Annotated in this window: 20 protein-coding genes and 1 pseudogene; 20 read left to right on the forward strand and 1 reads right to left on the reverse strand. The window is 36.4% G+C overall.

Features of this window, described 5'->3' with window-relative positions; translation table 11 throughout:
* Positions 1–76: 76 nt before the first annotated feature.
* The 12 genes from WMO38_RS09030 (at position 77) to WMO38_RS09085 (ending at position 13,294) form a co-directional block, all read left to right on the forward strand.
* On the forward strand, positions 77–739 hold the full coding sequence (locus WMO38_RS09030; RefSeq protein WP_349162323.1) for a hypothetical protein: 663 nt from the start codon (positions 77–79) through the stop codon (positions 737–739).
* Positions 740–872: 133 nt separating this feature from the next.
* Positions 873–1,094 (forward strand): helix-turn-helix domain-containing protein, encoded by a 222-nt coding sequence (locus WMO38_RS09035; RefSeq protein ID WP_349162324.1) that lies wholly within the window; start codon positions 873–875, stop codon positions 1,092–1,094.
* The gene (locus tag WMO38_RS09040; RefSeq protein WP_349162326.1) at positions 1,091–1,903 is read left to right on the forward strand and encodes a DEAD/DEAH box helicase family protein; all 813 of its coding nucleotides are present in this window, start codon (positions 1,091–1,093) and stop codon (positions 1,901–1,903) included. Before WMO38_RS09035 ends, WMO38_RS09040 begins: the two co-directional genes overlap by 4 nt.
* A complete protein-coding gene (locus WMO38_RS09045; RefSeq protein ID WP_349162328.1) occupies positions 1,903–5,613 on the forward strand; it encodes an AAA family ATPase in 3,711 nt (1,236 codons plus the stop codon). Before WMO38_RS09040 ends, WMO38_RS09045 begins: the two co-directional genes overlap by 1 nt.
* A gap of 32 nt (positions 5,614–5,645) precedes the next feature.
* Positions 5,646–6,365 (forward strand): hypothetical protein, encoded by a 720-nt coding sequence (locus WMO38_RS09050; RefSeq protein ID WP_349162330.1) that lies wholly within the window; start codon positions 5,646–5,648, stop codon positions 6,363–6,365.
* A 43-nt stretch (positions 6,366–6,408) separates the two neighbouring features.
* On the forward strand, positions 6,409–6,681 hold the full coding sequence (locus WMO38_RS09055) for a hypothetical protein (protein ID WP_349162331.1): 273 nt from the start codon (positions 6,409–6,411) through the stop codon (positions 6,679–6,681).
* A 178-nt stretch (positions 6,682–6,859) separates the two neighbouring features.
* On the forward strand, positions 6,860–7,567 hold the full coding sequence (locus WMO38_RS09060) for an RES family NAD+ phosphorylase (protein ID WP_349162333.1): 708 nt from the start codon (positions 6,860–6,862) through the stop codon (positions 7,565–7,567).
* A gap of 151 nt (positions 7,568–7,718) precedes the next feature.
* Positions 7,719–8,039: a tRNA (uracil-5-)-methyltransferase gene (locus WMO38_RS09065; RefSeq protein ID WP_349162335.1), complete on the forward strand. Its 321-nt coding sequence runs from the start codon at positions 7,719–7,721 to the stop codon at positions 8,037–8,039.
* 115 nt (positions 8,040–8,154) lie between these two features.
* Complete coding sequence (locus tag WMO38_RS09070) at positions 8,155–8,472, forward strand: hypothetical protein (protein ID WP_349162336.1); 318 nt, start codon at positions 8,155–8,157, stop codon at positions 8,470–8,472.
* A gap of 464 nt (positions 8,473–8,936) precedes the next feature.
* On the forward strand, positions 8,937–9,974 hold the full coding sequence (locus WMO38_RS09075; RefSeq protein WP_349162338.1) for a helix-turn-helix domain-containing protein: 1,038 nt from the start codon (positions 8,937–8,939) through the stop codon (positions 9,972–9,974).
* Positions 9,975–10,318: 344 nt separating this feature from the next.
* The gene (locus WMO38_RS09080) at positions 10,319–11,332 is read left to right on the forward strand and encodes a virulence RhuM family protein (RefSeq protein ID WP_349162339.1); all 1,014 of its coding nucleotides are present in this window, start codon (positions 10,319–10,321) and stop codon (positions 11,330–11,332) included.
* 6 nt (positions 11,333–11,338) lie between these two features.
* The gene (locus WMO38_RS09085; RefSeq protein ID WP_435391011.1) at positions 11,339–13,294 is read left to right on the forward strand and encodes a recombinase family protein; all 1,956 of its coding nucleotides are present in this window, start codon (positions 11,339–11,341) and stop codon (positions 13,292–13,294) included.
* A gap of 205 nt (positions 13,295–13,499) precedes the next feature.
* On the opposite strand, the gene WMO38_RS09090 is transcribed toward WMO38_RS09085, so the two are convergent.
* On the reverse strand, positions 13,500–14,342 hold the full coding sequence (locus tag WMO38_RS09090) for a helix-turn-helix domain-containing protein (protein WP_349162341.1): 843 nt from the start codon (positions 14,340–14,342) through the stop codon (positions 13,500–13,502).
* A gap of 220 nt (positions 14,343–14,562) precedes the next feature.
* Between WMO38_RS09090 and WMO38_RS09095 the strand changes: the two genes are divergently transcribed.
* The 8 genes and pseudogenes from WMO38_RS09095 to WMO38_RS09135 all read left to right on the forward strand — a co-directional run bounded on the left by WMO38_RS09095 (position 14,563) and on the right by WMO38_RS09135 (position 22,561).
* Positions 14,563–16,287, forward strand: coding sequence for an ABC transporter ATP-binding protein (locus tag WMO38_RS09095; protein ID WP_349162343.1), 1,725 nt, complete (start codon positions 14,563–14,565; stop codon positions 16,285–16,287).
* A 5-nt stretch (positions 16,288–16,292) separates the two neighbouring features.
* Positions 16,293–17,987 carry an ABC transporter ATP-binding protein gene (locus WMO38_RS09100; protein ID WP_349162345.1) on the forward strand — a complete coding sequence of 565 codons (1,695 nt, stop codon included), beginning with the start codon at positions 16,293–16,295 and terminating at the stop codon, positions 17,985–17,987.
* A gap of 236 nt (positions 17,988–18,223) precedes the next feature.
* The gene (locus tag WMO38_RS09105) at positions 18,224–18,349 is read left to right on the forward strand and encodes a hypothetical protein (RefSeq protein WP_349162347.1); all 126 of its coding nucleotides are present in this window, start codon (positions 18,224–18,226) and stop codon (positions 18,347–18,349) included.
* A gap of 236 nt (positions 18,350–18,585) precedes the next feature.
* Complete coding sequence (locus tag WMO38_RS09110; protein WP_349162349.1) at positions 18,586–18,822, forward strand: hypothetical protein; 237 nt, start codon at positions 18,586–18,588, stop codon at positions 18,820–18,822.
* 68 nt (positions 18,823–18,890) lie between these two features.
* Complete coding sequence (locus tag WMO38_RS09115) at positions 18,891–19,256, forward strand: helix-turn-helix domain-containing protein (RefSeq protein WP_349162351.1); 366 nt, start codon at positions 18,891–18,893, stop codon at positions 19,254–19,256.
* A gap of 2 nt (positions 19,257–19,258) precedes the next feature.
* Positions 19,259–20,116: a KilA-N domain-containing protein gene (locus WMO38_RS09120; RefSeq protein WP_349162353.1), complete on the forward strand. Its 858-nt coding sequence runs from the start codon at positions 19,259–19,261 to the stop codon at positions 20,114–20,116.
* A 5-nt stretch (positions 20,117–20,121) separates the two neighbouring features.
* Positions 20,122–21,748, forward strand: a pseudogene (locus tag WMO38_RS09130) (recombinase family protein); the annotation flags it as partial.
* Between the two features lie 147 nt (positions 21,749–21,895).
* Complete coding sequence (locus WMO38_RS09135) at positions 21,896–22,561, forward strand: hypothetical protein (RefSeq protein ID WP_349162356.1); 666 nt, start codon at positions 21,896–21,898, stop codon at positions 22,559–22,561.
* Positions 22,562–23,092: the final 531 nt, after the last annotated feature.

Consider the following 23,092-nt stretch of genomic DNA (forward strand, 5'->3'; position numbering starts at 1 on the left):
TAGCATTTTATATCTACCATGATTAGCATGTTAGGCTGCCAAGTGGTAGCACTTACTAATTTTTGGAGGTAGAAGAATGAGTAACAAACAAAAAGATTCAAAGTGGCAGAAACTTAAGAAAGAGTTTTATGGCACAAAAACCTGTGTGCAATCAGAGTATGGGACTATTGATTTTGATCCCGATTCTATGGGGGATGTAGTAGGTGGAGACAAACTAACCTATGATGAGTATCTCGATATTCTTATGAGGTCTGGTAAAAATGTGCGAGGTTGGTTTGAAATGTGCTATTTTGAAACAGCTTTAGAATTTGCTGGACAGGTTGAGAAAATCAATAAAGATAATATTTGTTTCAAGCGAATATATGTCTGCGGTATGTTTATGGATGGAGAATGCTTTGATGGCAAAGAAGACCATGTATGGATGTCGAAGGAAGGGTTTGGAGATTGCCAAGTTGGAGATTGCTTTAGCTTCTTTGCAGAAGTTTACAGGTATCTAAAGACTAGCAATGGTAAGATGATAGATTTTGGACTTCGAAATCCGGACAACATCAAGAAAATAGAGTCGTATGAACTCCCATCTGATGATGAGTTGTTAATGCAAAGTATAGACCAGATTATATGTGAAACTTGCATGTTTCGAGACCATTGTTATGGTGGAATGTGCATCGCAAATAAAGAATGGCGAGATAATATGAGAAGGTCTATGTTCGAAATGGCAAAAGGCAAAAAGGCTCTGTAATTACATAATATGATGTTTTGAATTCGCAGCATATGGGTCGCAATATGTTGCGAATTTTTGCTTTTGATGATATGATTATTACAGTGTTGTAATGTAACGAATTGTATCGTTTTATTGTGAGAGGTTTTAAGAGATGGCTGTATCATATAACAGATTATATAAGGTTCTTGAAGATAAGAATGTGACTATGGTTGAACTTAGAAAGGCGGCTGATATAGCACCAAATACAATGACACGTATTCGAAAGAATGAAGAAGTTTCACTAGATGTCCTTGGCAGGATATGTCATGTATTACATTCTGATTTTGGCGACATCATGGAGTATGTGGAAGAAAAGGAGGGTGACAATCAATGATAGATAAAAGTCAGATGACTGAAGAAGAAATCAAATTAAACTATATCACCCCAGCTATACTTGAAAAATGGTCGAAGACAAGCATTCGTATGGAGTACTATTTTACAAGTGGTCGTATTACCATTGATGGAAAGAAAGCAGTTCGTGGTGAGGCTAATAAGGCGGATTATTTGCTTTACTATGGGGACATGAGTAACAATTTTCCAATAGCAATTGTTGAAGCAAAAGACAATAATCATTCGCCATTAGGTGGACTTCCACAGGCTATAAAATATGCTATTGCTATGGAGGTTCCTTTTGCGTTTGCTTCAAATGGTGATTCTTTTACTATGCATGATAGAATCACTGGAGAAGAGACTACAGATATTGCATTGGATGATTTCCCTTCACCAGATGAGTTATGGAAGAAATATAGAAAAGAGAGTGGATTCACTGATGAAGAAGAAACTATGCTCTCTGTTCCATATTATTATCACGAAGGAGACCATGAGCCACGCTATTATCAGTGGATTGCTATTAACAGAGTATTGGCAGCAATTGCTCGTGGTGATAAGCGAATGCTAGTTGTACTTGCAACAGGAACAGGAAAAACCTTAGTTGCATTTCAGATAATATGGAGACTCTTGAAATCAAAAAAGGTTAAGAGAGTTTTATTCCTTGCTGATAGAGATATCTTGGTAGGACAACCTATGCGAGATGACTTTTCTCCATTTGGTGGAAAAATGTTCCGTATTGAGAAAAGAGAAATGGATACAACGCATGAAACGATAGAAAAGACAGTATTTGGTGTGGAAGAGAGAGTGATATAATGGTTCAACATTTATCAATACGTGTTCCATGGCATGACCATGGATGGGATGGTACAGTATGTCAGGATCCATGTGGTAATACAGCATGTTTAAAACTGAATGGAATACTAGAAGGAAAAAAAGAAGATATTGAAGTCGGTATATGCGGCAAGTGTTTATCAGGACATGAAGATGATGTACCTTGTCTTAGTGAAGGAGCAGCATTTATGTCTCCAACACAGTTTGTATCTGTTGTTAAGCATCCTTATGTTGATTATGGATATGAAGAGTATCAGCATTTTTTACCTACAGAAAATGTTTATCCTCCGTTCTCGTTATGTGCGAGACCTTTTGGATGGCTGTTAAAAAGCTCGATGCACGACTTGAATGTGAAATACAATCTTGAGATAGATGAAGATGCTGAACGCGAATGGCCAAGAGGAAAGAATTGGCTTCAGTTCGGTGAAAGTCAAGAGGCGGTGTTTAACTATTTCTATAAAGATGTTGTGGTTGATAAGTCACTTTGCCTTGTTTATGCAAAGCAGGTTCCTTTTGTCGAAGATGCAGGTAGAGTAATTATTGGTATTGGTCATGTAAAGAATATTTCTAAAGTAAAAGAGCATAAGCATACAAACGCAGGTTCTTTACGTTCAATGCTATGGGAAACTCATATAAGTCATTCAATAAGGGAAGACCATCAAGATGGCTTTTTGATTCCTTATGAAAAGGTAATGGAGTATGCAGCTGATCATCCGGAATTTGACGTTAAGTCGATATTTGTTTTTGCTCCAGATGATGCATTTGCAGAATTCTCTTACGCTACGGAGCATGTTAGTTATGATGCAGTGATTGAAGTATTATTGTCATGTATAAAGTCTTTCAGAATTATTAATGAAATTTTGGATGAAGATTATTCAAATGTCCTTCAGTGGTTAGATGAAAGACTAAATGAAGTCTGGGATGAAAGAGGTGCATTTCCCGGACTAGGTTCTATGCTGTGTGCAATTAAGGTTCCACATGGAATTCTTGTTGCGAAAGAAGTCTATGACAAGCTTGGTGAAGAGGATGATATTTGGGATACATTAGATGCTGTTTTTGAGAATCCAGCAAAGTATTTAAGTAAGACTTTGGCAGATGGCATTGACGAGTTTACTAGTAAAGTGTGGGCTAAAATGCCTGAAGAAAGAAAAACATTATTTAAGTTGCTCTCAAGGTTTGATTTGTCTATTACACAGGCGGAAACTTTATATCAGGAAAATTTGCGATTAAAAGAAGATATTAAGTTTTCTGATGCAGACATTATCAAAAATCCATACATTTTGTATGAATGCACAAGACTTAAAAGAGATGAATTGGCTATTTCGGTAAAGAGAATAGACCGTGCGGTATTTCCGGTTGAATCTGTAAGAGAGCAATATCCTCTTGAAGCACCAACTGCACTTAAGTCCGATAATGATGTTAGACGAGTAAGGGCTTTGGCTGTATATGCTTTGGAACAGGCAGCAGATTTGGGGAATACAATTCTGCCGGTTAATCATTTGATTGACAAAATGCAGGAGATACCTTTGCAACCAGAGTGTGGAGTTACTGCTGACCATATAGCGGTAATTGAGGATGAAATTACAGATGCAATCATTGCCAAAACACAGACAGATGGAAGCAAGTATTATAAGCTAACTCGTTATGAAGAGTTTGACCATGAGATTGAGAGAAAAATAAGAAAGAAACTCAAGGGCGATAGAATAGATATTCAGGCAGATTGGAGACAGTTGTTGGATGATTATTTGTTCAATATGGGGCAGCCTAGAGATACGTCTGGGGATGCTCGTGAGGAAAGAGCAAGAACTGAGAAAACAGCTGCACTTAAGGAATTAGCAGAGTCAAAAATATCAGTTCTCGTTGGAGATGCTGGAACAGGAAAGACGACTGTTCTTGCTGTTTTGTGTAGCCATCAAGATATTATTGATGGTGGAGTACTGCTCTTGGCTCCTACAGGAAAAGCAACTGTTCGATTGATGGAAAGTATCGGTGAGGCTGCTAAACAGTTTGATGCGAGAAATATAGCACAGTATCTGTATGGTGAAGATAGATTTGACCATAAAGATATGAGATATAAGCTATCTGATGCAACTGTAACGAAGAAGTATGAAACAGTAATCGTTGATGAGTCTTCAATGATTACAGAGGAAATGTTCGGTAGCCTTATGCAGGCAGTTGGTGGAGCAAAGAGAATCATCTTTGTGGGAGACCCTAATCAATTACCTCCAATAGGTGCAGGAAGACCTTTTGTTGATTTGATTAAAATACTTAGGCATGATTTTGGTAGCAAATTCCCTAAGGTTAGGAATGGCTATTGTGAACTGGTAGAAAACTGTCGACAAGCAACAGGCGGTCAACGACTCGATGTAGAATTTGCAAAGTTGTTTACAGATACTGACTTCGATTTGGACAGAAATATTGTTACTGAAATTGTAAAGAGCGAAGGAAAAAATATAAAGTTTTTACGATGGAATACGAATACAGAGCTTGAAGAAAAACTGTTCGAGGTTCTGGCAGATGAATATGGTATTACCGATCAAGTTTCTTTTGATGAATCATTTGGCGGAGTACGAGATAAATATGGTAATCCTTGGTCGTACTTTAATGCAGGTTGTGCAGAGACAGTCGATGCTTGGCAGATATTGGCTCCTGTAAAGAATATGCCACAGGGTGTGCTAAATATTAATCATTTGATTCATTCAAAGTATAGAGCTGAAGAACTTCTTCTTTCAAGAGCAGATAAGAAGCATATAGCCAGTCCGTGGGGACATGAAAGTGTTGTTTATGGTGATAAGGTTATTAACATCAGAAACATGGAAGGAACTGCTTATCCAAAGAATGACGGGGCAAGAAACTATATAGCAAACGGTGAGATTGGTATCTGTTGTGGAGACTATAAATTTAAGCCTTGCAGAAAATTTGATGACAATTCATTGCGAGTAGAGTTTTCTTCACAGAAGGGATATGGCTATTACTATAATTTTGCAAATTTTAATGAAGAAACCGGAACAAATGATTTGGAACTTGCATACGCACTGACAGTTCATAAATCACAAGGAAGTCAGTTTGATACAGTCATTCTTATTCTGGCTGAGCCATGTAGGATTTTATCAAGAGAGATGTTATATACAGCACTTACCAGACAGAAGAAAAAGATAGTGGTGCTTTATAATGACGATCCACATCTTCTTATGAAATACGTGTCTCCAGAGAACTCGGATATAGCACAACGATTTACTGATTTATTCGCCGGAATGCTTAGAACGGATGATTCTGAGAACAAGCCAAGCATCATAAAGGTTGGAAATAAATTCTATGAAGATAGTCTTATTCATAGAACTACTCGTGGTGAACTTGTGCGTTCTAAGTCGGAGGTTGTTATTGCAGACCATTTGTTAAGCAATAAGATTAACTATGATTATGAGCCAGAAGTTACCGTAGGCGATAAGAAGTTTAGACCAGACTTCGTTGCATATGATCCAGACGATGATGATATTTTCTGGTATTGGGAGCATATTGGCATGCCAACAGACCCAGGTTATATGGCACGTTGGGAAAATAAGAAAGCTTATTATGCAGAACATGGAATAATTGAGGGTAAAAATTTGATTATTACATGTGATGGTGACGATGGAAGTCTTGATGCTCAAGTAATAGATAAGCTTATTAAGAAAACATTTGATTTGGATTAATGATTACACCAAATGAGAGGGCGGTGGCAGCTGTGGGACTATTAGAACCGATTACCCATAAAGAAGAAATAGAGAGCCTGTTGAATGAGGCTCAATCAATGTATGATAACGCAAAAAATAAGTTTGAGTCACAGAAGAAACAGACAACTAAACGTTTGGGGAATCTAGGAAAAGTTAGAGTGAACGCTTGGGCAGAGGGGATGGATACTTTTGTGACTGCGTTTGGTACATTTAAAAATGTCGAGATGGATAGAAGAATCGATACTAACATGGAATTCATAGGTTCTGATGAAGAACCCAAGCAGATGCTTATGAATATTCAGAATGCATCTATGACGGCTAACGAAGTTGCTAAAGCTGGTTTTGCTGCTTTAGGAACAGGTGCATTGGTTGGTATCGCTTCTTATGGCGGAGCAATGATGTTTGGAACAGCATCAACAGGAACAGCTATTGCAGCCCTTTCTGGTGCAGCAAAAACTAATGCTACATTAGCTTGGTTTGGTGGAGGTGCCAAGGCAGCAGGTGGATTAGGAATAGCAGGCGGGAAGCTGATTCTTGCCGGAGTAGTTGTGGCTCCTATTGTAGCTGTGGCAGCAGTTATTGCAGGGGCTAAAGGAAAGGAAAAATTAGCAGAGGCTAAGAAGATACATGCAGAAGCAGAAGAAGCTGTATCACAGATGAATATAATGATAGCTGGAATGGAAGGCATTGCAAAAATGTCCGATAAGTTATGTAGTTACGTGTACACGTGAAATCATCAAGAACGCAAAGCTTAATGCGGAAGAAAATGATAGGATGACAGCAATACTTCAGGAATCTATTCGTGAAATGAATGAATATCATGAAGAATTCAAACAGCATGTTGCTAAATGTGAAGAGCGTCAAAGACGGATATTTGATCGTTTCATAGATACGTTTGAGTATAATCTAGAAACTGGAGAAAATTATGCTCAAGCTTTATATGCGATTTGTCAGTTTGCGGACGAGGCTGGTATTGCTTTACATCATGTTGTGTTTGACGAATTTAGTAATGCGATGAGATCAAAAGAAAGCTTTGTTTTAAAATAGATGAGAATCTAAGGAGATGAAAAGAATTGCATTTTTTTGATTTTAGTGAAATTAAAAAATCGAATCCTCAATTAAACGGACTTGGGGAGAGTACAGAGAGGCATTAGCTACAAAGAAAAATTCCTTTAATGATGTTGAAGCAGCAAAAGAGGAACCATTCTTAAAGACATATAATGATTTGTTTCATGACCATAATGGTATTAAATTGCAAACAAAAACTTTGGGGAGCATTGTCGGTATCCCTCTTGGAAGAGGCACAAGATTAAAGGAAACAGAAATACCAGACTATGAAAGATTTTTACCTAAAAAAGAGTTTATCAATGAGGATAATCAATTTAGTCCAGCAGGAGTAGAATGGTTATATTTGGCTGTTGGTGATGGAAATACTAGAAGTGAATGTGCTAAAAAAGAATGTAGAATGAAAGCTGGAGAGCGGTTTGGCTTTTGTGATTTTCAATTATTAGACAATGTTCTTGGCCAGAAGATAGTTGATTTAACAATAGCTGATGCATTGTCATATGCTGATATCAATAATGAACTTGAAAAACATGGACAGAAACAATATAAACGAAGTTTAAAAATAGCTAAAGCAACGGGGTTGAATGTTCCAATTGATAAAAGTGCATTTAATGAAGCAATGACTAAATGGGGTGTGTTTACTTATTCTAAAGTGTTGTCGCAACAAATATTTATTCCTTTGGGAGATGGAGTAGATAAATCAATAGAATATGCTCCTTTTCAGTCATTGGCGCAATACTTTATTTCACTAGGATATGCTGGAATAATGTATGGAAGTACGGTGTATCCGCAAGGAAAGAATCTTGTATTGTTTGATAAGAATATGGCAACACCGGTTGGCGGTATTGATATATCCATTATAGTTTAGGTTGAGAGGTTGTCAGACACAGTTACCCGTTGTTGCAAATCTCAATAACCCCGTGGCTTTACCAACGAGCCATGTGGAGACTGTTGTTCTTTTGTCCCAATTGAAACAAAAGCCGGATGATTACATTAATGTCACAATTTAACTTGATGATGTGGATATAACATCTGCAGAGACTAAGGCAACATATGATGAGATAAAGAAGTATGTGTTTGAACATAATGCCGGCATGAAGGTTTCCAATCTGTATATTTCACAGGTAAAGAGAAAATGTGGAATTGAGGTTGGAAAGAATTTGCACGTTGCAACGAGGAGAATGGACTGCTTGCAGGGCAATTCGACGACTGCCGCGACAGACTTGGAACTTGTTACAAGTCCTAATTTACCTAAAAATGAAGATAGCAGGCAGCCGCAGTGTCCAGAAGATAAGGAGAGATCAATTGTGGAGGCATTGGAGCATTTTAAGATGATTTAGCAGAAATAAAAGGAGTTTGTTCAATCGGAATTTGTAGAATTAGTAAATCTCGATTTTGGAAAATACAAGAATGTGTCTCATTATGGTTTTAATGCGGTTTGTAAGGAGAAACAATATGATTGGGTTTGTTATATGGTCACTTTTTGGAGTGTTTATAATTGGATTAGGAATAAAAGATATGTTTTCTAAGAATCCCGTTGGATTCTGGGCTAATACCGAAACAATAAAAGTAAAAGATGTGAAAGGTTACAATCGTGCGAGCGGACTATTGTTTATAATCTATGGAATCATTTTTGTTATATTAGGAATTCCGCTGTTAGAAGATCAAAATACACCATACGTTCTGTTGTCGGTTATTGGTGTGATGGTGGAAACAATTGTAATTATGGCTGCTTATAGTTTAGTTATCGTTAAAAAGTATGAAGAGAAGTAAATAACTTATAATTTGTATGTATGGTAAATCTAAACTTCACCGGAATTTAAAAATGGCTCCATTTTGCACACCCGTTTTTGAAATCTGTAATCTAAACAATATTACAATGAAATCAGAACATAAAAAGTGGTGGCAAAAAGCACCGTCAAAATCGTAAAGTGGGGGCGGAAAGTGCCACCAAAATGATAAAATGGTGGCGAAAAGCACCACCATATATCATAAATGATGGGTTCAAGGGAAAAATCCCTTGCTAGAACAGCATTTCGATGGAGACATCTCTAATGCGTATCTAGCCGTCAACCTAAGAAGTATCAAAGCAACCAAAACAGTAGATTAATCATACGACATTTCCTGCTGGTTAATTAAATTGAATAAAAATTAAACGCTGCTCAATTGTGCAATCTATATGAATCTGATATGCTGAGTATACAAAAGCTTTTGAATTTTTTTAGGAGATGAAGCAAATGGATATAGGCGTTGTTATAAAAAAATATAGAAAAGAAGCTGGTATGACGCAGGAGGAGATGGCAAACAGATTAGGCGTGACGACACCGGCTGTAAACAAATGGGAGAATAGTAATTCCAAGCCGGATATTGAACTGCTGGCACCAATTGCGAGGCTGCTTGATATTTCGCTTGATACATTGCTTTCTTTTCATGAAAAACTTTCAGATACTGAAATCGAAGAAATTATCAGGAAGATGGACAGGATGTTTTCAGAAGAAGGCTATGAAAAGACTTATGAATGGGCAATGAGGCTTATAAAAGAATATCCGAATTGTAACATGCTTATCTGGCAGGCTGCGGTAATACTTGATACAAGAAGAATAACGGATAAATGCACGAATCCGGAAAAATATGATAAGCAGATTAACGTATGGTATGAGCTGGCACTACATGATGAGAATGAAGAGATACAGCATCATGCAGCAGATTCTCTATTTGGATTTTATTTACGTAAGAAGGATTATGCCAAGGCAGAAAAATATCTGGACTATTTTTCAGAACACGATCCTATGAAAAGTTATTATCGGGGAAGATTACTCCAAGAGCAGGGAAAAATCAAAGAAGCATATGAGAAATATGAAAATGTTATTTTTTCCGGCTTTAGTACACTTAATTTTGTGCTTTCCACAATGGCTGGACTGGCATTGCGGGAAAATGATATTGGTTATGCGAGATTTCTGTCAGGGAAAGTACAGGCAGTTGCCCATACATTGGAAATGGGAAAATATAATGAGTATTCGCCAATGCTTGATATTGTATGTGCAGGGAAAGATGTAGAGGGAACATATAAGGTGGTAAAACATCTTCTTGATAATGTGGGTACTATGTATGATTTTAGAAAGTCCGGTTTATATAAGCATATGAAGTTCAGAGATATTGATGAAGCTATATTAGATGGTGTAAAAGAAAAACTTCTTGAAGGATTCAGAAATGAGGAAGAATTCGGCTACATGGCAGGATATGAACCTTGGGAGAAATTAATTTTTGACAGATAAGTTTTTTGAAAACTGTCGTTTGGTAAAATCTATTCCATTTTTAAAAGCCTTGCGATAAAATATGTTCTGTGAATAGTTCACAGTATTATATTTTAAGGAGGCTTGGCAATGAACAAGGATTTTGAACGTTGCTGCAGCTTTCTTGCAGACAATATGCTGTAGGATGTATACATATATCAGGAGGCTTCATTCATGGCGAGTGGAGTCTCTTTTATTTTGCACTATATAATGGAAAAAGTTTTGGTTGAACAGCGGTTGGAATGATGATAAGATTTAGTTGGGACAATAGTGAACACATGTGTTCACATTTCATAGTTTAAAAGTAATGGATTGGAGAGGTGCTTATGGAAGATAAAATTGGAACCGATGAATATGGGGAAATACTTATATATCAGACTGATGATGGGCAGACAAATATAGAAGTTAAAATAGAAGATGATACAGTATGGCTGACACAACAGCAGATGTCAGAGTTATTCCAAACTTCTCGAACAAATGTAGTAGAACATATTAAGCATATTTATGAGGAGGGTGAATTAGACGAAATTTCAACCTGTCGGAATTTCCGACAGGTTCGAAAAGAAGGAAATCGTGAGGTTACAAGGCAGATTCCTCATTATAATCTTGATATGATTATCTCTCTTGGATACCGTATTAAATCAGTGATTGCAACAAGATTCAGGCAGTGGGCAACAAAGCGGTTAAAAGAATATATGATTAAGGGATTTACGATAGATGACGAGCGTTTGAAAGGAAATGGTGGAGGAAATTACTGGAAAGAGTTACTTGACAGAATCAGGGATATCAGATCTTCAGAAAAGGTATTGTATCGTCAGGTTCTTGATTTGTATGCTACGAGTGTAGATTACAATCCTCATAGCGAAGAGTCTGTTAGATTCTTTAAAATTGTTCAGAATAAACTTCACTATGCAGCACATGGTAATACTGCGGCAGAGGTTATATATCAGCGGGCAGATGCAGAAAAGCCATTTATGGGACTTACTTCATTTTCAGGTGAATTACCAGCGTTAAAGGATATAGGAATTGCAAAGAATTATCTTGAAGAAAATGAACTCAAAGTATTAAACAATCTTGTTTCTGGTTATTTTGATTTGGCAGAAATTAATGCAATTGAACATAAGCCAATGTATATGGATGATTATGTAAAGCAGCTGGATAGTGTGTTGTCATCAGGAAATAGAAAGCTTTTAACTGGTTCCGGTTCTGTAAGTCATAAACAGGCATTGGAGAAAGCAAAGTCAGAATACAGAAAATATCAGGAGATTACTTTAACACCAGTCGAAAAAGCATATCTTGAAAGCATTAAAGAGGTTTCCAAGGAAGTAAAAAGGAGATAACATCTGATGAAAAAACAGCAGAAATGTTACATATACACAGGAGTTTCTACTTCCATGCAGGTAGAAGGCTACAGTCTTGATGCACAGAAGGACAAGCTTAGAAAATACGCAGATTATCAGGAAATGTCTATCGTCGGTGAATATTCTGATGAGGGTAAATCTGGCAAAAGCGTGGAAGGCAGACCACAGTTTAAGCAGATGCTTGTGGATATAGAAAGTGGCAAAGACAATGTTGATTATGTGCTGGTATTTAAGCTGTCACGATTTGGAAGAAATGTCGCAGATGTTTTATCATCATTGCAGAAAATGCAGGATTATGGGGTTAATCTTATCTGTGTAGAGGATGGGATTGACAGTTCCAAGGATGCCGGAAATCTTATGATATCTGTGTTATCTGCGGTAGCAGAGATAGAACGTGAGAATATCCTTGTCCAGACAAAGGAAGGCCGCCGACAGAAAGCGAGAGAAGGCAGATGGAACGGCGGATTTGCACCATATGGCTATCAGCTGGTAAATGGTGAGCTTATCATTGCAGAGGATGAGGCAGAGATTATCCGTATTATATATGATAAATTCGTCAATACAACGATGGGAATGGCTGCGATAGCTGCATTTTTAAATAACAGTGGTTATAAGAAAAAGCTTCGCCAGAATAACACAATCGAAGGTTTTTCTACATCATTCGTCAAGGGTGTGCTGGACAATCCGATATATTGTGGCAAGCTTGCATTTGGCAGAAGAAAAAATGATAAGATTCCGGGAACAAGAAATGAATATTATATCGTAAAACAAAAGGATTACCTGTTAAGTGATGGAATCCATGAGGCAATCATATCAGAAGAAATGTGGAATCAGGCACACAGAAAGCGTCAGGAGACAGGTGTTTTACAGGTAAAAACGCACAGCCTTGAACATGAGCATATTTTATCCGGAATTATTAAGTGTCCTGTCTGTGGAAGCGGTATGTATGGCAATGTAAACCGCAAGAAGCATCCGGATGGAGGCTATTATAAAGAGTATTTTTATTATGCCTGCAAACACAGGAAGCTTGTGGATGGACATTGCTGTACTTATAAAAGACAGTGGAATGAGGACAGAATCAATGCGGCAGTTGAGGAAATTATCCGTAAATTTGTAAAGAACCCAAAGTTTGAGCAGGAAATCCGTAAGCAGATAGGAAGCAGCATTGATACTTCAGAGCTTGACAAGGAATATGATGGATTAAAAGACAGACTGAGCCAGACAACCGGGGCAAAAAACAGGCTTGCTGACAAGATGGATCATTTATCTGTATCCGATAAGAATTATGACAAAAAATATAATGACATGCAGGAACGTTTGGACAAGCTATATGATGAAATCACTGATATTGAGAATGCCATGGAAGAAGTCGAAACAAGACTATATAATATCAGGCAGGACAAAATCTCAGAAGATAATGTTTACCAGTTCCTTTTATTCTTTGATAAGCTGTATGATAAATTTACAGATCTGGAAAAGAAGACATTTTTGAAGAGCTTCCTGTCTGATGTATTTATCTATGAGGAAGAGCAAAAGGACGGCAGAATATTAAAAGGTCTCCGGTTTAAATTTCCTATATATATGAATGGCAGAAATGTATTAGGCGTGGATTGGGATAACGAAAGTACAGATGAGACGGTTGTCTTACTTTCCAAGGGAGTAATCGACTCGAAAAAGATTGCAATGGACTTTTCCTTAGAGGATATGGATTTATCCGGTTTGCAGGGAAAGGCAACATATGAGAAAATCAAAGCGTATATCTTGGAGCAGACAGGACTTAAGGTTTCTTCATTGTATATCGCACAGATCAAGAAGAAATGTGGACTGGATGTAGGTGAAAATTATAACTTATCAAAGTCGGAGAATGCGAGACAGCCACAGTGTACACCAGAGAAGGAAGAGGCAATCATGCAGGCATTTAAGCACTTTGGTATGATTTGATTGTGGATAAATAGCATCGTGTGTCTATCTTACTGATAGGAAGCGTAAAAAGGACACTCCTGAACCGTAAATATTACGGGTCAAGGGATGTCCTTTTTGGTTGTCTTGGAGTGTCCAAAGGACAAGGTAATGAGACTGAGGGTATTAAGACTTATTAGAATTATACCTATCTTATCTAATCATAAGATGTGATGAGACGATATGTTCATAATTTACTAATCTTTTCACCTTCAAACATGCTATACCCTGTAGGATTCTTTCTAAATTCAGAAGGTGTGATTCCAAGGCATTTTGTAAATTGCCGGTTGAAGTAAGAACTATATTTAAAACCACATTGGGTTGCAATATCATCAATTTTGAGATTGGTGTTAGATAGCAATTCTTGTGATATCTTAAGACGATAGTGAAGCAGGTATTCAATACATGTACAATTTACTTGCTGCTTGAAACGCTGGTTAAGTGTGGTTCGATTCAAGTGTACAAGTTCACATAGGAAACTTAATGTAATATCGTTCTGATAGTTGTCATGAATGTAATCAGTGCAGGTTGTAACCGGATTAGTATTCTCAGATAATTCGTAGAATTTTAATTTACACTGGTCTACATATATGTCAAAAATACAATTAAGTGTCTGGCGCAGCATTCTTCTGATACGGCAAGTCCAGTAATCATCGCTTTGTGCGTATGTCTCAGCACCAATCATAAGCATAAGTTCATTAATGTGAACATATTGTTGAGGTGTTAAGTAAAAAATGCCTTGAAAATTTCCATGATGCTTTGTAAACATATATAGCATATTTCTATCGTAAACAAATTTTTCATCGATTGGAATCGAATCTTCAAGATTTTCAAATTTTAAACATGCTTTTATGTACCATGGATCAAAGTGAAATGCCTTGGCACTTAAATGTGTATGTTCCAGACATTGAAAATTGTCGTATTGGGATATACATAGTACAGCTGGAGATGTAACTGTTTGAATATGATTATTGATTTTAATAGTTGCATTTCCACAAGAAACCATAATGATAGTACACCTGTTATTCATTGGTAATGATTCCAGTGTATTATAAAAATCAAATTCTATTGGAATTTCTCTTTCTTTATGTCTATCGGTCTGAGGCATATAAATCTCCCTTCAAAAATATATTATCTGCAATTTGAAATTGTAAAAAGTATAAAAATATGCTGCGTAAATGACATTGAAAGAATATTTTGTGCAAGTTATACTTGTATATAGTATAAAAGAAATGGAGGAAAATGTCTATATGAAAAGGCTGTTAGTGTACAGTAAAAAATATTGGATACAAATGATAGCAGCGGCTATTTCAAGTGTAACTGCATCAATATCTACAGTTATGGTTATCGATATATTAAGGGAAATAATAGATATCATTTCTAAGGGTAATATGATGCAGGAAATCTGGTATATTATTTTGAAAATAATAATTGTGATATGTGTTGGTATTGTATCAAATTATATGTTAGTTGCAATGACAGGTTTTGTCGGTGCTGGATTGTTAAAGGATTTTAGGAATGATGCTGTGAATTCATTGATAAATGCCTCACCGGAATATATCAATCAATGTAATTATGGAGATCTTATGGAACGAATGACTGAAGATATAGAAGGTCTTGCAGGTTTCATGTCTGGTTATTTTAAAGACTGCCTGTATGTGCCAATTCTTACAGTTGTATATTCAGTATATCTGATTTCTATGAATGCTCCATTGGCAATGATATGTTTATTTCCGCTGGCCATTATGGTGCCGTTAAATGTAAAGCTGCTAAAGCCGATAAAACTTCGTCAGTCTCAGTATGTAAAAGAACTGGGGCTTACTAATAATAATGTGGATGAGGCATTTGCAGGGGCAGAAATAATAAAGTCATATAATATTCAAGAAAAAATGATGAACCGGTATGAAAACGCTCTTTACAAAACATTTAAAACATCTAATGAAACGGATTTGGCTCAGTATAATCTGGAGCCAATATCAAGAGCAATACAGGAAGTCCCTATGGCACTTGCCATTTGTGTTGGCGGGGTACTGGTATTTAGAAATGCAATCACTATGGGCGTGTTAATTGCATATATAAGTATAATAAAAAAATTGATAGAGCCGTTATCAGGCTGTTATCAGTTGGTTGTACGTTCACAGACTGCCTTGGTATCAGTTTCGAGAGTGTTTGACGTTATTGATATTATGCCTGAGGAAGAACTGTCAGCTGGTATGAAGAGTGACAAAATGATAACAGATTTTCCGTTAATCAGCTTTAATGATGTTACATTTGGATATGGGGACGAAAAAGTTTTGATTAATGTGAGTTTTGATGTGAAAAAAGGAGAAAGAATAGCTTTTGTAGGAGAAAGTGGAAGTGGGAAAAGCACAATCATAAAACTGATTTCAAGACAAATATCAAGCAAAAATGGTGGAATATTCTATGAGGGGATAGATTATTACAATTTTACATCAAATGAAATTCGTAAGAAATTGGCACTTATTTCACAGGAAGCAACATTGTTTCCTATGTCTATTGCGGATAATATTCGGATTGGTAATCCGGATGTCAGTAATGAGAAAATAATAATGGCACTTAAAATGTCTGGCTGTGAGGAATTTATTAAAGCGTTGCCAGAAGGTATAGATACAGTTCTTACGGAAAAAGGAAATAATCTGTCAGGAGGGCAAAGACAAAGACTTACTATTGCGAGAGCAATAGTGAAAAATGCACCGATTTTTTTGCTCGATGAACCAACATCTGCCCTTGACCAAGAAACGGAAAATACCATTTGTAATACATTTGATGAAGTGGCAAGGAATCATACAGTTATTGCCGTTGCACATAGACTTAATACCATTAAGAATTATGACAGGATTTATGTATTAGAACATGGCAGGATTGTAGAACAAGGAACGCATAAGGAGTTACTAAATCAGCAGGGAAGATATTATCAGATGTATCAGGAGTACAGTCGAGAGGAGATAGAATAATTGCTATGAGAGCTTTAAAAAGATTCTTATCCTATATGGGAAAATATAGATTTGCTTACTGGTTTATTCTAATAACAACATTGATAATGGAATCGTCTTTGCAGATACTTTATTCGTATGTGACAAAAAAGACTCTCAATGCTATTGAATTTCAGAACATGCAGTTATTTCGTACAGCAGTGGTTGTATGCGTAGTCATTGTAATATTAAAGTGTTTATTTCCTTATCTTCGGTATTTTCAAATCAGATTGGTTCGTAAAATGGTTTATGAATTGAAGTTGAAGCTGTATGAGAAATTGTTGAACATGAATATGTATTTTTTTAATGATACACATAGTGCAGACGCAATAAAGACATTGAACTGGGATGCTAATTCCCTGAAAGATTCCTGGTTTTCGCATATCTATTGGGTGTTGGGAAAGATTGTAATAGTAGTTTCTTCTATTATTACTATGTACTTTTATAATCGAATGCTGACGTGTATATCATTAATTATTAGTGCAATGACAGCTTTTGTTTCTATTAAGATTAATCAATCTATTAAGAAATATGCGAAAAAGGTTCAAAAGAAATCAACCAAATTGTCCATGTTATTAAGCGATATTATATCAGGTTTTGTTACATTGAAAATGAATTCCGGAACTAAGGTTGTATTAAATTATTTTTATGAGGAAAATGAAGCATCATCCCAATCAGAAAAAGATAGAGTTAAAATGGAGGCATTATTTGAGATAGTTGCATTTCTGTTAGGCATCATTGGAAGTTTTGGAACGATTATTGTGGGGGTATGGCTTGTTTCAGAAGGAAGAGTTGATTATGGTACGCTTATGGCTGTGGTTACCTTGCAGATGGGGGTGAGTAATGCGATGCAAAGACTCGGGAACTCTATAGCTGCATTGACAACATCACTTGTTCGTGCTGGTCATGTATTTGATTTCATGGAATCAGAAATGGAAGAAGAAATAACATGGGTTACTGCAGGAAATGGTCTTGAGAGAAAAAATATTAATATACAAAACGAAAGAGATAAGGCTATTGATATATCTAATTTACATTTTTCTTATAATGAAAATGATGAATCAAGAGATAAGAGTAAAATGCGTGCTCAGTTAAATTCTAAAAAGATGCAGATAAGTGTAGGTGAGAAAGTTATGATAACCGGCGAATCCGGATGTGGAAAGAGTACATTGCTTAAGTTGATTCAAGGATTTTATCCTGTTGAAAATGGAAAAATTAAAATACTTGGTAAAGATATAAATGAATATTCACTGGCTGAATTAAGAAATGTTATTACATATGTTCCACAGGATAGTTATTTATTTGAGGGAACAATTGCTGAAAATATTGCATTTGGCTGGAATGAGGAGACTGCTCCAGTAATGGATGTGATTGTCAGTGCAGCGAAAGAAGCACATGCTGATGAATTTATCAAAGATTTGCCAAAAGGTTATAACACTAAGGTAGCTGCGGGTGGGACAAATTTGTCTGGTGGTCAGCGTCAAAGAATATCAATTGCAAGAGCATTTATGAAAGAAGCACCTATTGTTTTGATGGATGAACCTTCATCGGCATTAGATACATATAGTGAAAATGCAGTACTTGAAGCGATGAGCGTATTTATGAAGAAAAAAACAGTAATTATGGTTTCGCATAGAATGACAGGTGCAGAGAAGTTTAATCGTGTGGTAAGGATGGATTAGTAAAGAATTTCATAACAAAATCCTATATCTTTTAGAGGAGTTTACTGTAAGTGGGACTTGACAAAACAGTTTGTACAATACTAACAAATTTTTGAGCGTATATAGTCTTGCAAAAGTGGCAGCATGGCAATCGAGTAACATCGGTTGCTTTTTTGTTGCCTATTTTTAGAAATCATCAATTGTCCCGATAGAGTGATTTCAAAAAAACAAAATAAAAAGAGTGGAGGAAATGCAGAGTGAAAGAGTATTCAAAAGGTATCTATGTGAAATTTAAACCAGAGGAGGTGGAATTACTGCATGATCGGATGAAGGAAGCAGGAGTTCAAAATATGAGTGCATATATCAGGAAGATGGCGTTATGAAGCAGTTATTCATCTATACGAGGAAGAACCAAAGAAGAGAAAGTGAATTGATAAAAAGCGTTAGCGTGGCTCTGCGGTTTATCCGCAGTTCGAGGGGATTGGGGGCACAAGACGTCCAGTTGACGTCTGCTCTGCGCGGACTGGAGTGGAACGGAGACTTCCCCAACAAGCAAAAATGCGCCGGGTATATACTGGGGCACTGATTGCCAATGAGCAAAAAAGAAAGGATTTCATTTATGGTAAAAAATAAAGTGGTTATAAAAGAAAGAGATGCATGGAGTGATTTGGCGAATTTCATTGGAGAAATGGTAGCAAAGTATGCAGACGCAATGGAACTGGATCAATTACCGAATCCGGATTGTTATCTTCGCATGAAGAGAATAAAACAGCTGTACAAGGAATTATATAAAATGGAAAATATTGAGAAATTCAGAAGTATTATCATTCCTATTGAAAGAAATGCTGCGGCATGATAGAATAGCCGTATAAACGGAAAGTGAAAACGATAAATACGGATATAAAACATGACGGAGGAACACACATGATTATCAGTGAAAGAATTTTTTACATAATGGAGCAGAAGAACATGAGCCAGTTGGAACTGTCGAGAAGAACCGGGATTGCAACAAGCAACATCAGTGACTGGAAAAAGAAAAAGACAAATCCAAAAGCAGACTGTTTAATATCCATATGTGACGCATTGGATATTACACCGGAACAGCTTTTAACGGGAAAAGGAATTGATCCGGAGTATAAAGATACAGATATGGATTATGAAGTGACCAGGTCGGATATTAAGATATTAAAGCAGATTCATAGCCTTGGAGACGAACAGTATAAAAGATTGATGGCATATATGAAGGCATTGCAGAAACTGGAGCAAATGGAAAGCATTGTGGAGGAATAGAGATGGCAAATAAAATAGTTCGAGAAATTATTCATGCAAAGGGTATTGATATTGGAATTTACACGAAGGATTTTGAAAATGAATACATTTCGTTGACAGATATCGCAAAATACAGAAATGATAATGATCCCAGATTTGTCATTCAGAACTGGATGCGAAACAGGAATACAGTTGAGTTTTTGGCGGTCTGGGAAGAACTTCACAATCCGGATTTTAACCGTGTGCAATTCGAGGCGGTTAGAAGTGAGGCGGGATTAAACAGATTTGTTATGACACCGACCAAATGGATTGAACAGACAAATGCTATTGGAATAGTGTCGAAAGCAGGCAGGTATGGTGGAGGAACTTATGCACATAGTGATATTGCTATGGCATTTGCAACATGGATTTCTCCAGAATTTCAACTGTATATTATGAAAGACTATCGCAGACTGAAACAGGACGAAAATAGTCGCCTGTCATTGGATTGGAATTTGAACAGAGCATTATCAAAGGTGAACTATCGTATTCACACAGATGCAGTAAAAGAAAATTTGATTCCACCAGAACTAACACCGGAACAGATTGCCTATACATATGCCAGTGAAGCAGATCTTTTAAATGTTGCTTTATTTGGACAGACTGCAAAGCAATGGAAAAATAACAATCTAAGTAAAAAGGGTAATGTGCGCGATGATGCAAATTTAAATCAGTTATTGGTATTGGCAAATATGGAGAGCTATAATGCAATTTTAATTGAACAGGGAAAATCTCAATCAGAAAGACTCGTATTGCTTAGAAATTTGGCAATTAAGCAGATGGATACATTAGCCAGTATTAATTTATCAGCGGTTTCGGCACTTCCGGGAGGTGATATGTAAATTGAAGAATTGCCTTTAATCAGATGATGGACGATATCAAATCAGGAAAAGATGAAGTGTCTTATGTCCTTGTATTTAAGCTTTCCAGATTTGGATGAAATGCGGCAGATGTCCTTGCAACATTACAAGTGATGCAGGATTTTGGTGTAAATCTGATTTGTGTAGAGGATGGAATAGATTCATCTAAAGATGCTGGAAAACTTATGATATCTGTTCTGTCAGCAGTGGCAGAGAGTGAACGTGAGAACATTCGTGTTCAGACAATGGAAGGCAGGATGCAGAAAGCCAGGGAAGGTAAATGGAATTCATAAGATAGCCAGACAGAATGGCAAAAATCCGTTATTTGATGCTGCTCTTATCAGAAGGATTATACAGAATCCGGTTTATAGCAGTAAAATTTCCTATGGCAGAAGACGGACAGAAAAGGTTCATGGTACAAGGAACGAGTACAGGCAGGTTAAGAAAGACGATTATCTGTTGGTAGATGGTTTACATGAAGCTCTTGTATCAGAAGAAGTATGGGAGCAGGCACAGGTCAAGGTGGCGGCACAGGCTAAAAAGTATGAAAAGGTCAATCGTGACAAGAGAGAAAAGATTCATCTATTATCAGGAATTTTGAAATGTCCTGTCTGCGGTGCCGGAATGTATGGCAACAAGGCCATTAAGAAGCGCAAGGATGGAAGCAATTATAAGGACTTTTATTATTATGGCTGTAAACACCGGAACATGACCAGAGGTCATAAATGCGATTATAAAAAACAGGTGCATGAGGAAATGCTGGATGCTTCTGTTGCAGAGGTGATTAGTAAATTGGTTAGCAATCCTAAATTTTCGGATTTAATACGCAGCAAGATAAATATGGAAGTAGACACAAGCACATTAGATCAGAAAATAGCAAATTACGAAAAACAATTAAGACAGCTATATCATAATAAAGATGCTATCTTGTCAGATATGGATTCTCTTGATTATGAGGATAAACATTATCAGCGAAGAAAAACAGATTTGGAGAACCGCTTGTACAAAACTTATGATAAAATAGATGAAGCAGAGGATTTACTGGTATCTGCAAAAACTAAGAAGCGTGCTCTGCTGGCAGACAAGATTACCGGAGACAATATCTACAAGGCACTCATTTTCTTTGATAAGCTGTATGCCAAAATGAACGAAGCTGAGAAACGAGAGTTTCTGTCACAGTTAGTGGATAATGTGCAGATTTACGAAGAACGCAAAGAGAATGGACAATGGATGAAATCCATAGAATTTAAGTTGTCGATTATAGAAAAAGAGTTTACACTAATTTTGGACAATGATACACAAAATGAGACGGTCGTCAAATTATCCCTCAAAAAAGATACACCGAAAATTGAGGTTACAATGGAACCTGATGAGGAGAGTAATTATACACCAGAAGAAAAAGCTACTTATCAGAAGATTAAGGATTATGTGAAGGACAAGTATGGTGTGAATGTGCAGACTTCTTACATTGCACAGGTTAAGCGGATGTGTGGTCTGGATATGGGGGAGAATTATAATAAGTCCAAGAAAGAGAATCCAGAAGTGAAGCAGTGTCCACAGGAAAAGGTGGAGTATATTATGGATGCGTTGAGGCATTTCAAGCTGATTTGGTAACTGTATATTAGTATGCCACGGCATTATTATAAAAAGTTCCTCTCGAAGCAGTAATTAAGTCAATCTTAAAGTAGGGAAAGGATTTTTATATCAAACTCAAAATCGATTAATATTAAGTAAGTATTACGACAAAGGAGATAGTAGAAAATGGCATTTACAAGTGAGACTAAAAAAGGACTAGAGAATTATATATCAGGACATTTACCTAATAAAGAGTGGTATGAGTCACATTTTTATCCATTTATTGAGAATAAAAGTTTGAGAGATAGACTTATTGTAGAATTTATAAATGCGAGAAAAATTTATAAATTCTTTGAGGGTTTACAAGCTTCGGACGAGCTTTTATTAGCTCAGATAAAGACACAGGTAATAATGTATGTGTCTATTCAAGAGGCGGTTGTTAATTATTTGTTGTTTGAACTATTTGAGGAAACGAATACAGTAAAAAATCTTCTGTTTCAAGAACGCTTGGTCAAAATTGGAATACCAGGACATAAATTGGAAAAAATAGCCAAAGAACTGGAACATGATAAAAAAGATATTATTCCATGCTATAATAAGGTTCAAGCTGTTGATAAAACTAAAATTCGCTATGAACAAAAAGTAGCAGCATTATTAGAGCTGAATCTGATAAGTAAAGGATTGGCAGATGATTTAGTCAAATTATATGAATACAGAAATACTGTTCATATAGAGGCTGAAATGAAAAAGAAACTAGTGTATGACCTAAGTATGGGAGAATTAGCATATAGGAGAGTAGAAGGATTAAGTATAGAAGTGAGCAATGCACTAGAAAAACTAGAATCCACCTAAGGGTTTTAAAAGGATTCAAAAATTACAAGTATTGACACCGCTTCGCCCATGACGATAAATCAAGGGTTGAGGTGGTGTCATTTCTTATATTTATAGGGATTTAAGAGGAAGGTTGAAATATACCTTCTTTTTTTATACCCATTTTAAGGAGGTGGTGTTAAAAAGTGTACTTTTTGAAACTACCAAAAAACGACTGATAAACAGTCACGAAATGTATGGACATCCCTTTATGGAACGTTCCAGTATTTATGTACACATTTTAAGACTAGTAAAGGAGCGTTAATCATGAAGAGATATGGTTATTATAATACCAAAGGCAGATATCTTGATTAAGAGTCAAGTTCAATTTGGTTAAATGAGCAGGAGAATGTGTACATGTTGGATTGTGGATGTGGTCTGCCAAATGGGAGGCTCGCGAGTATCTGTCTGGAAAACGGAGAGAGATTTTACACGTAAGGAGACTAACTATTAAAAGTCAAGCCCTAAAATGATATTTTTTGAATAAAGTACAGAAATGTATTTTTAGATATA

This window comes from Lachnospira hominis (ex Hitch et al. 2025), assembly GCF_040096395.1.
GTDB classification, from domain to species: domain Bacteria; phylum Bacillota; class Clostridia; order Lachnospirales; family Lachnospiraceae; genus Lachnospira; species Lachnospira hominis.

Bases quoted from the DNA above. Each gene is read 5' to 3' on its own strand.
- WMO38_RS09030 (WP_349162323.1), top strand. From the start codon at position 77: ATGAGTAACAAACAAAAAGATTCAAAGTGGCAGAAACTTAAGAAAGAG.
- WMO38_RS09035 (WP_349162324.1), top strand. From the start codon at position 873: ATGGCTGTATCATATAACAGATTATATAAGGTTCTTGAAGATAAGAAT.
- WMO38_RS09040 (WP_349162326.1), top strand. From the start codon at position 1,091: ATGATAGATAAAAGTCAGATGACTGAAGAAGAAATCAAATTAAACTAT.
- WMO38_RS09045 (WP_349162328.1), top strand. From the start codon at position 1,903: ATGGTTCAACATTTATCAATACGTGTTCCATGGCATGACCATGGATGG.
- WMO38_RS09055 (WP_349162331.1), top strand. From the start codon at position 6,409: ATGACAGCAATACTTCAGGAATCTATTCGTGAAATGAATGAATATCAT.
- WMO38_RS09070 (WP_349162336.1), top strand. From the start codon at position 8,155: ATGATTGGGTTTGTTATATGGTCACTTTTTGGAGTGTTTATAATTGGA.
- WMO38_RS09075 (WP_349162338.1), top strand. From the start codon at position 8,937: ATGGATATAGGCGTTGTTATAAAAAAATATAGAAAAGAAGCTGGTATG.
- WMO38_RS09080 (WP_349162339.1), top strand. From the start codon at position 10,319: ATGGAAGATAAAATTGGAACCGATGAATATGGGGAAATACTTATATAT.
- WMO38_RS09085 (WP_435391011.1), top strand. From the start codon at position 11,339: ATGAAAAAACAGCAGAAATGTTACATATACACAGGAGTTTCTACTTCC.
- WMO38_RS09090 (WP_349162341.1), bottom strand. From the start codon at position 14,342: ATGAATAACAGGTGTACTATCATTATGGTTTCTTGTGGAAATGCAACT.
- WMO38_RS09095 (WP_349162343.1), top strand. From the start codon at position 14,563: ATGAAAAGGCTGTTAGTGTACAGTAAAAAATATTGGATACAAATGATA.
- WMO38_RS09100 (WP_349162345.1), top strand. From the start codon at position 16,293: ATGAGAGCTTTAAAAAGATTCTTATCCTATATGGGAAAATATAGATTT.
- WMO38_RS09110 (WP_349162349.1), top strand. From the start codon at position 18,586: ATGGTAAAAAATAAAGTGGTTATAAAAGAAAGAGATGCATGGAGTGAT.
- WMO38_RS09115 (WP_349162351.1), top strand. From the start codon at position 18,891: ATGATTATCAGTGAAAGAATTTTTTACATAATGGAGCAGAAGAACATG.
- WMO38_RS09120 (WP_349162353.1), top strand. From the start codon at position 19,259: ATGGCAAATAAAATAGTTCGAGAAATTATTCATGCAAAGGGTATTGAT.
- WMO38_RS09135 (WP_349162356.1), top strand. From the start codon at position 21,896: ATGGCATTTACAAGTGAGACTAAAAAAGGACTAGAGAATTATATATCA.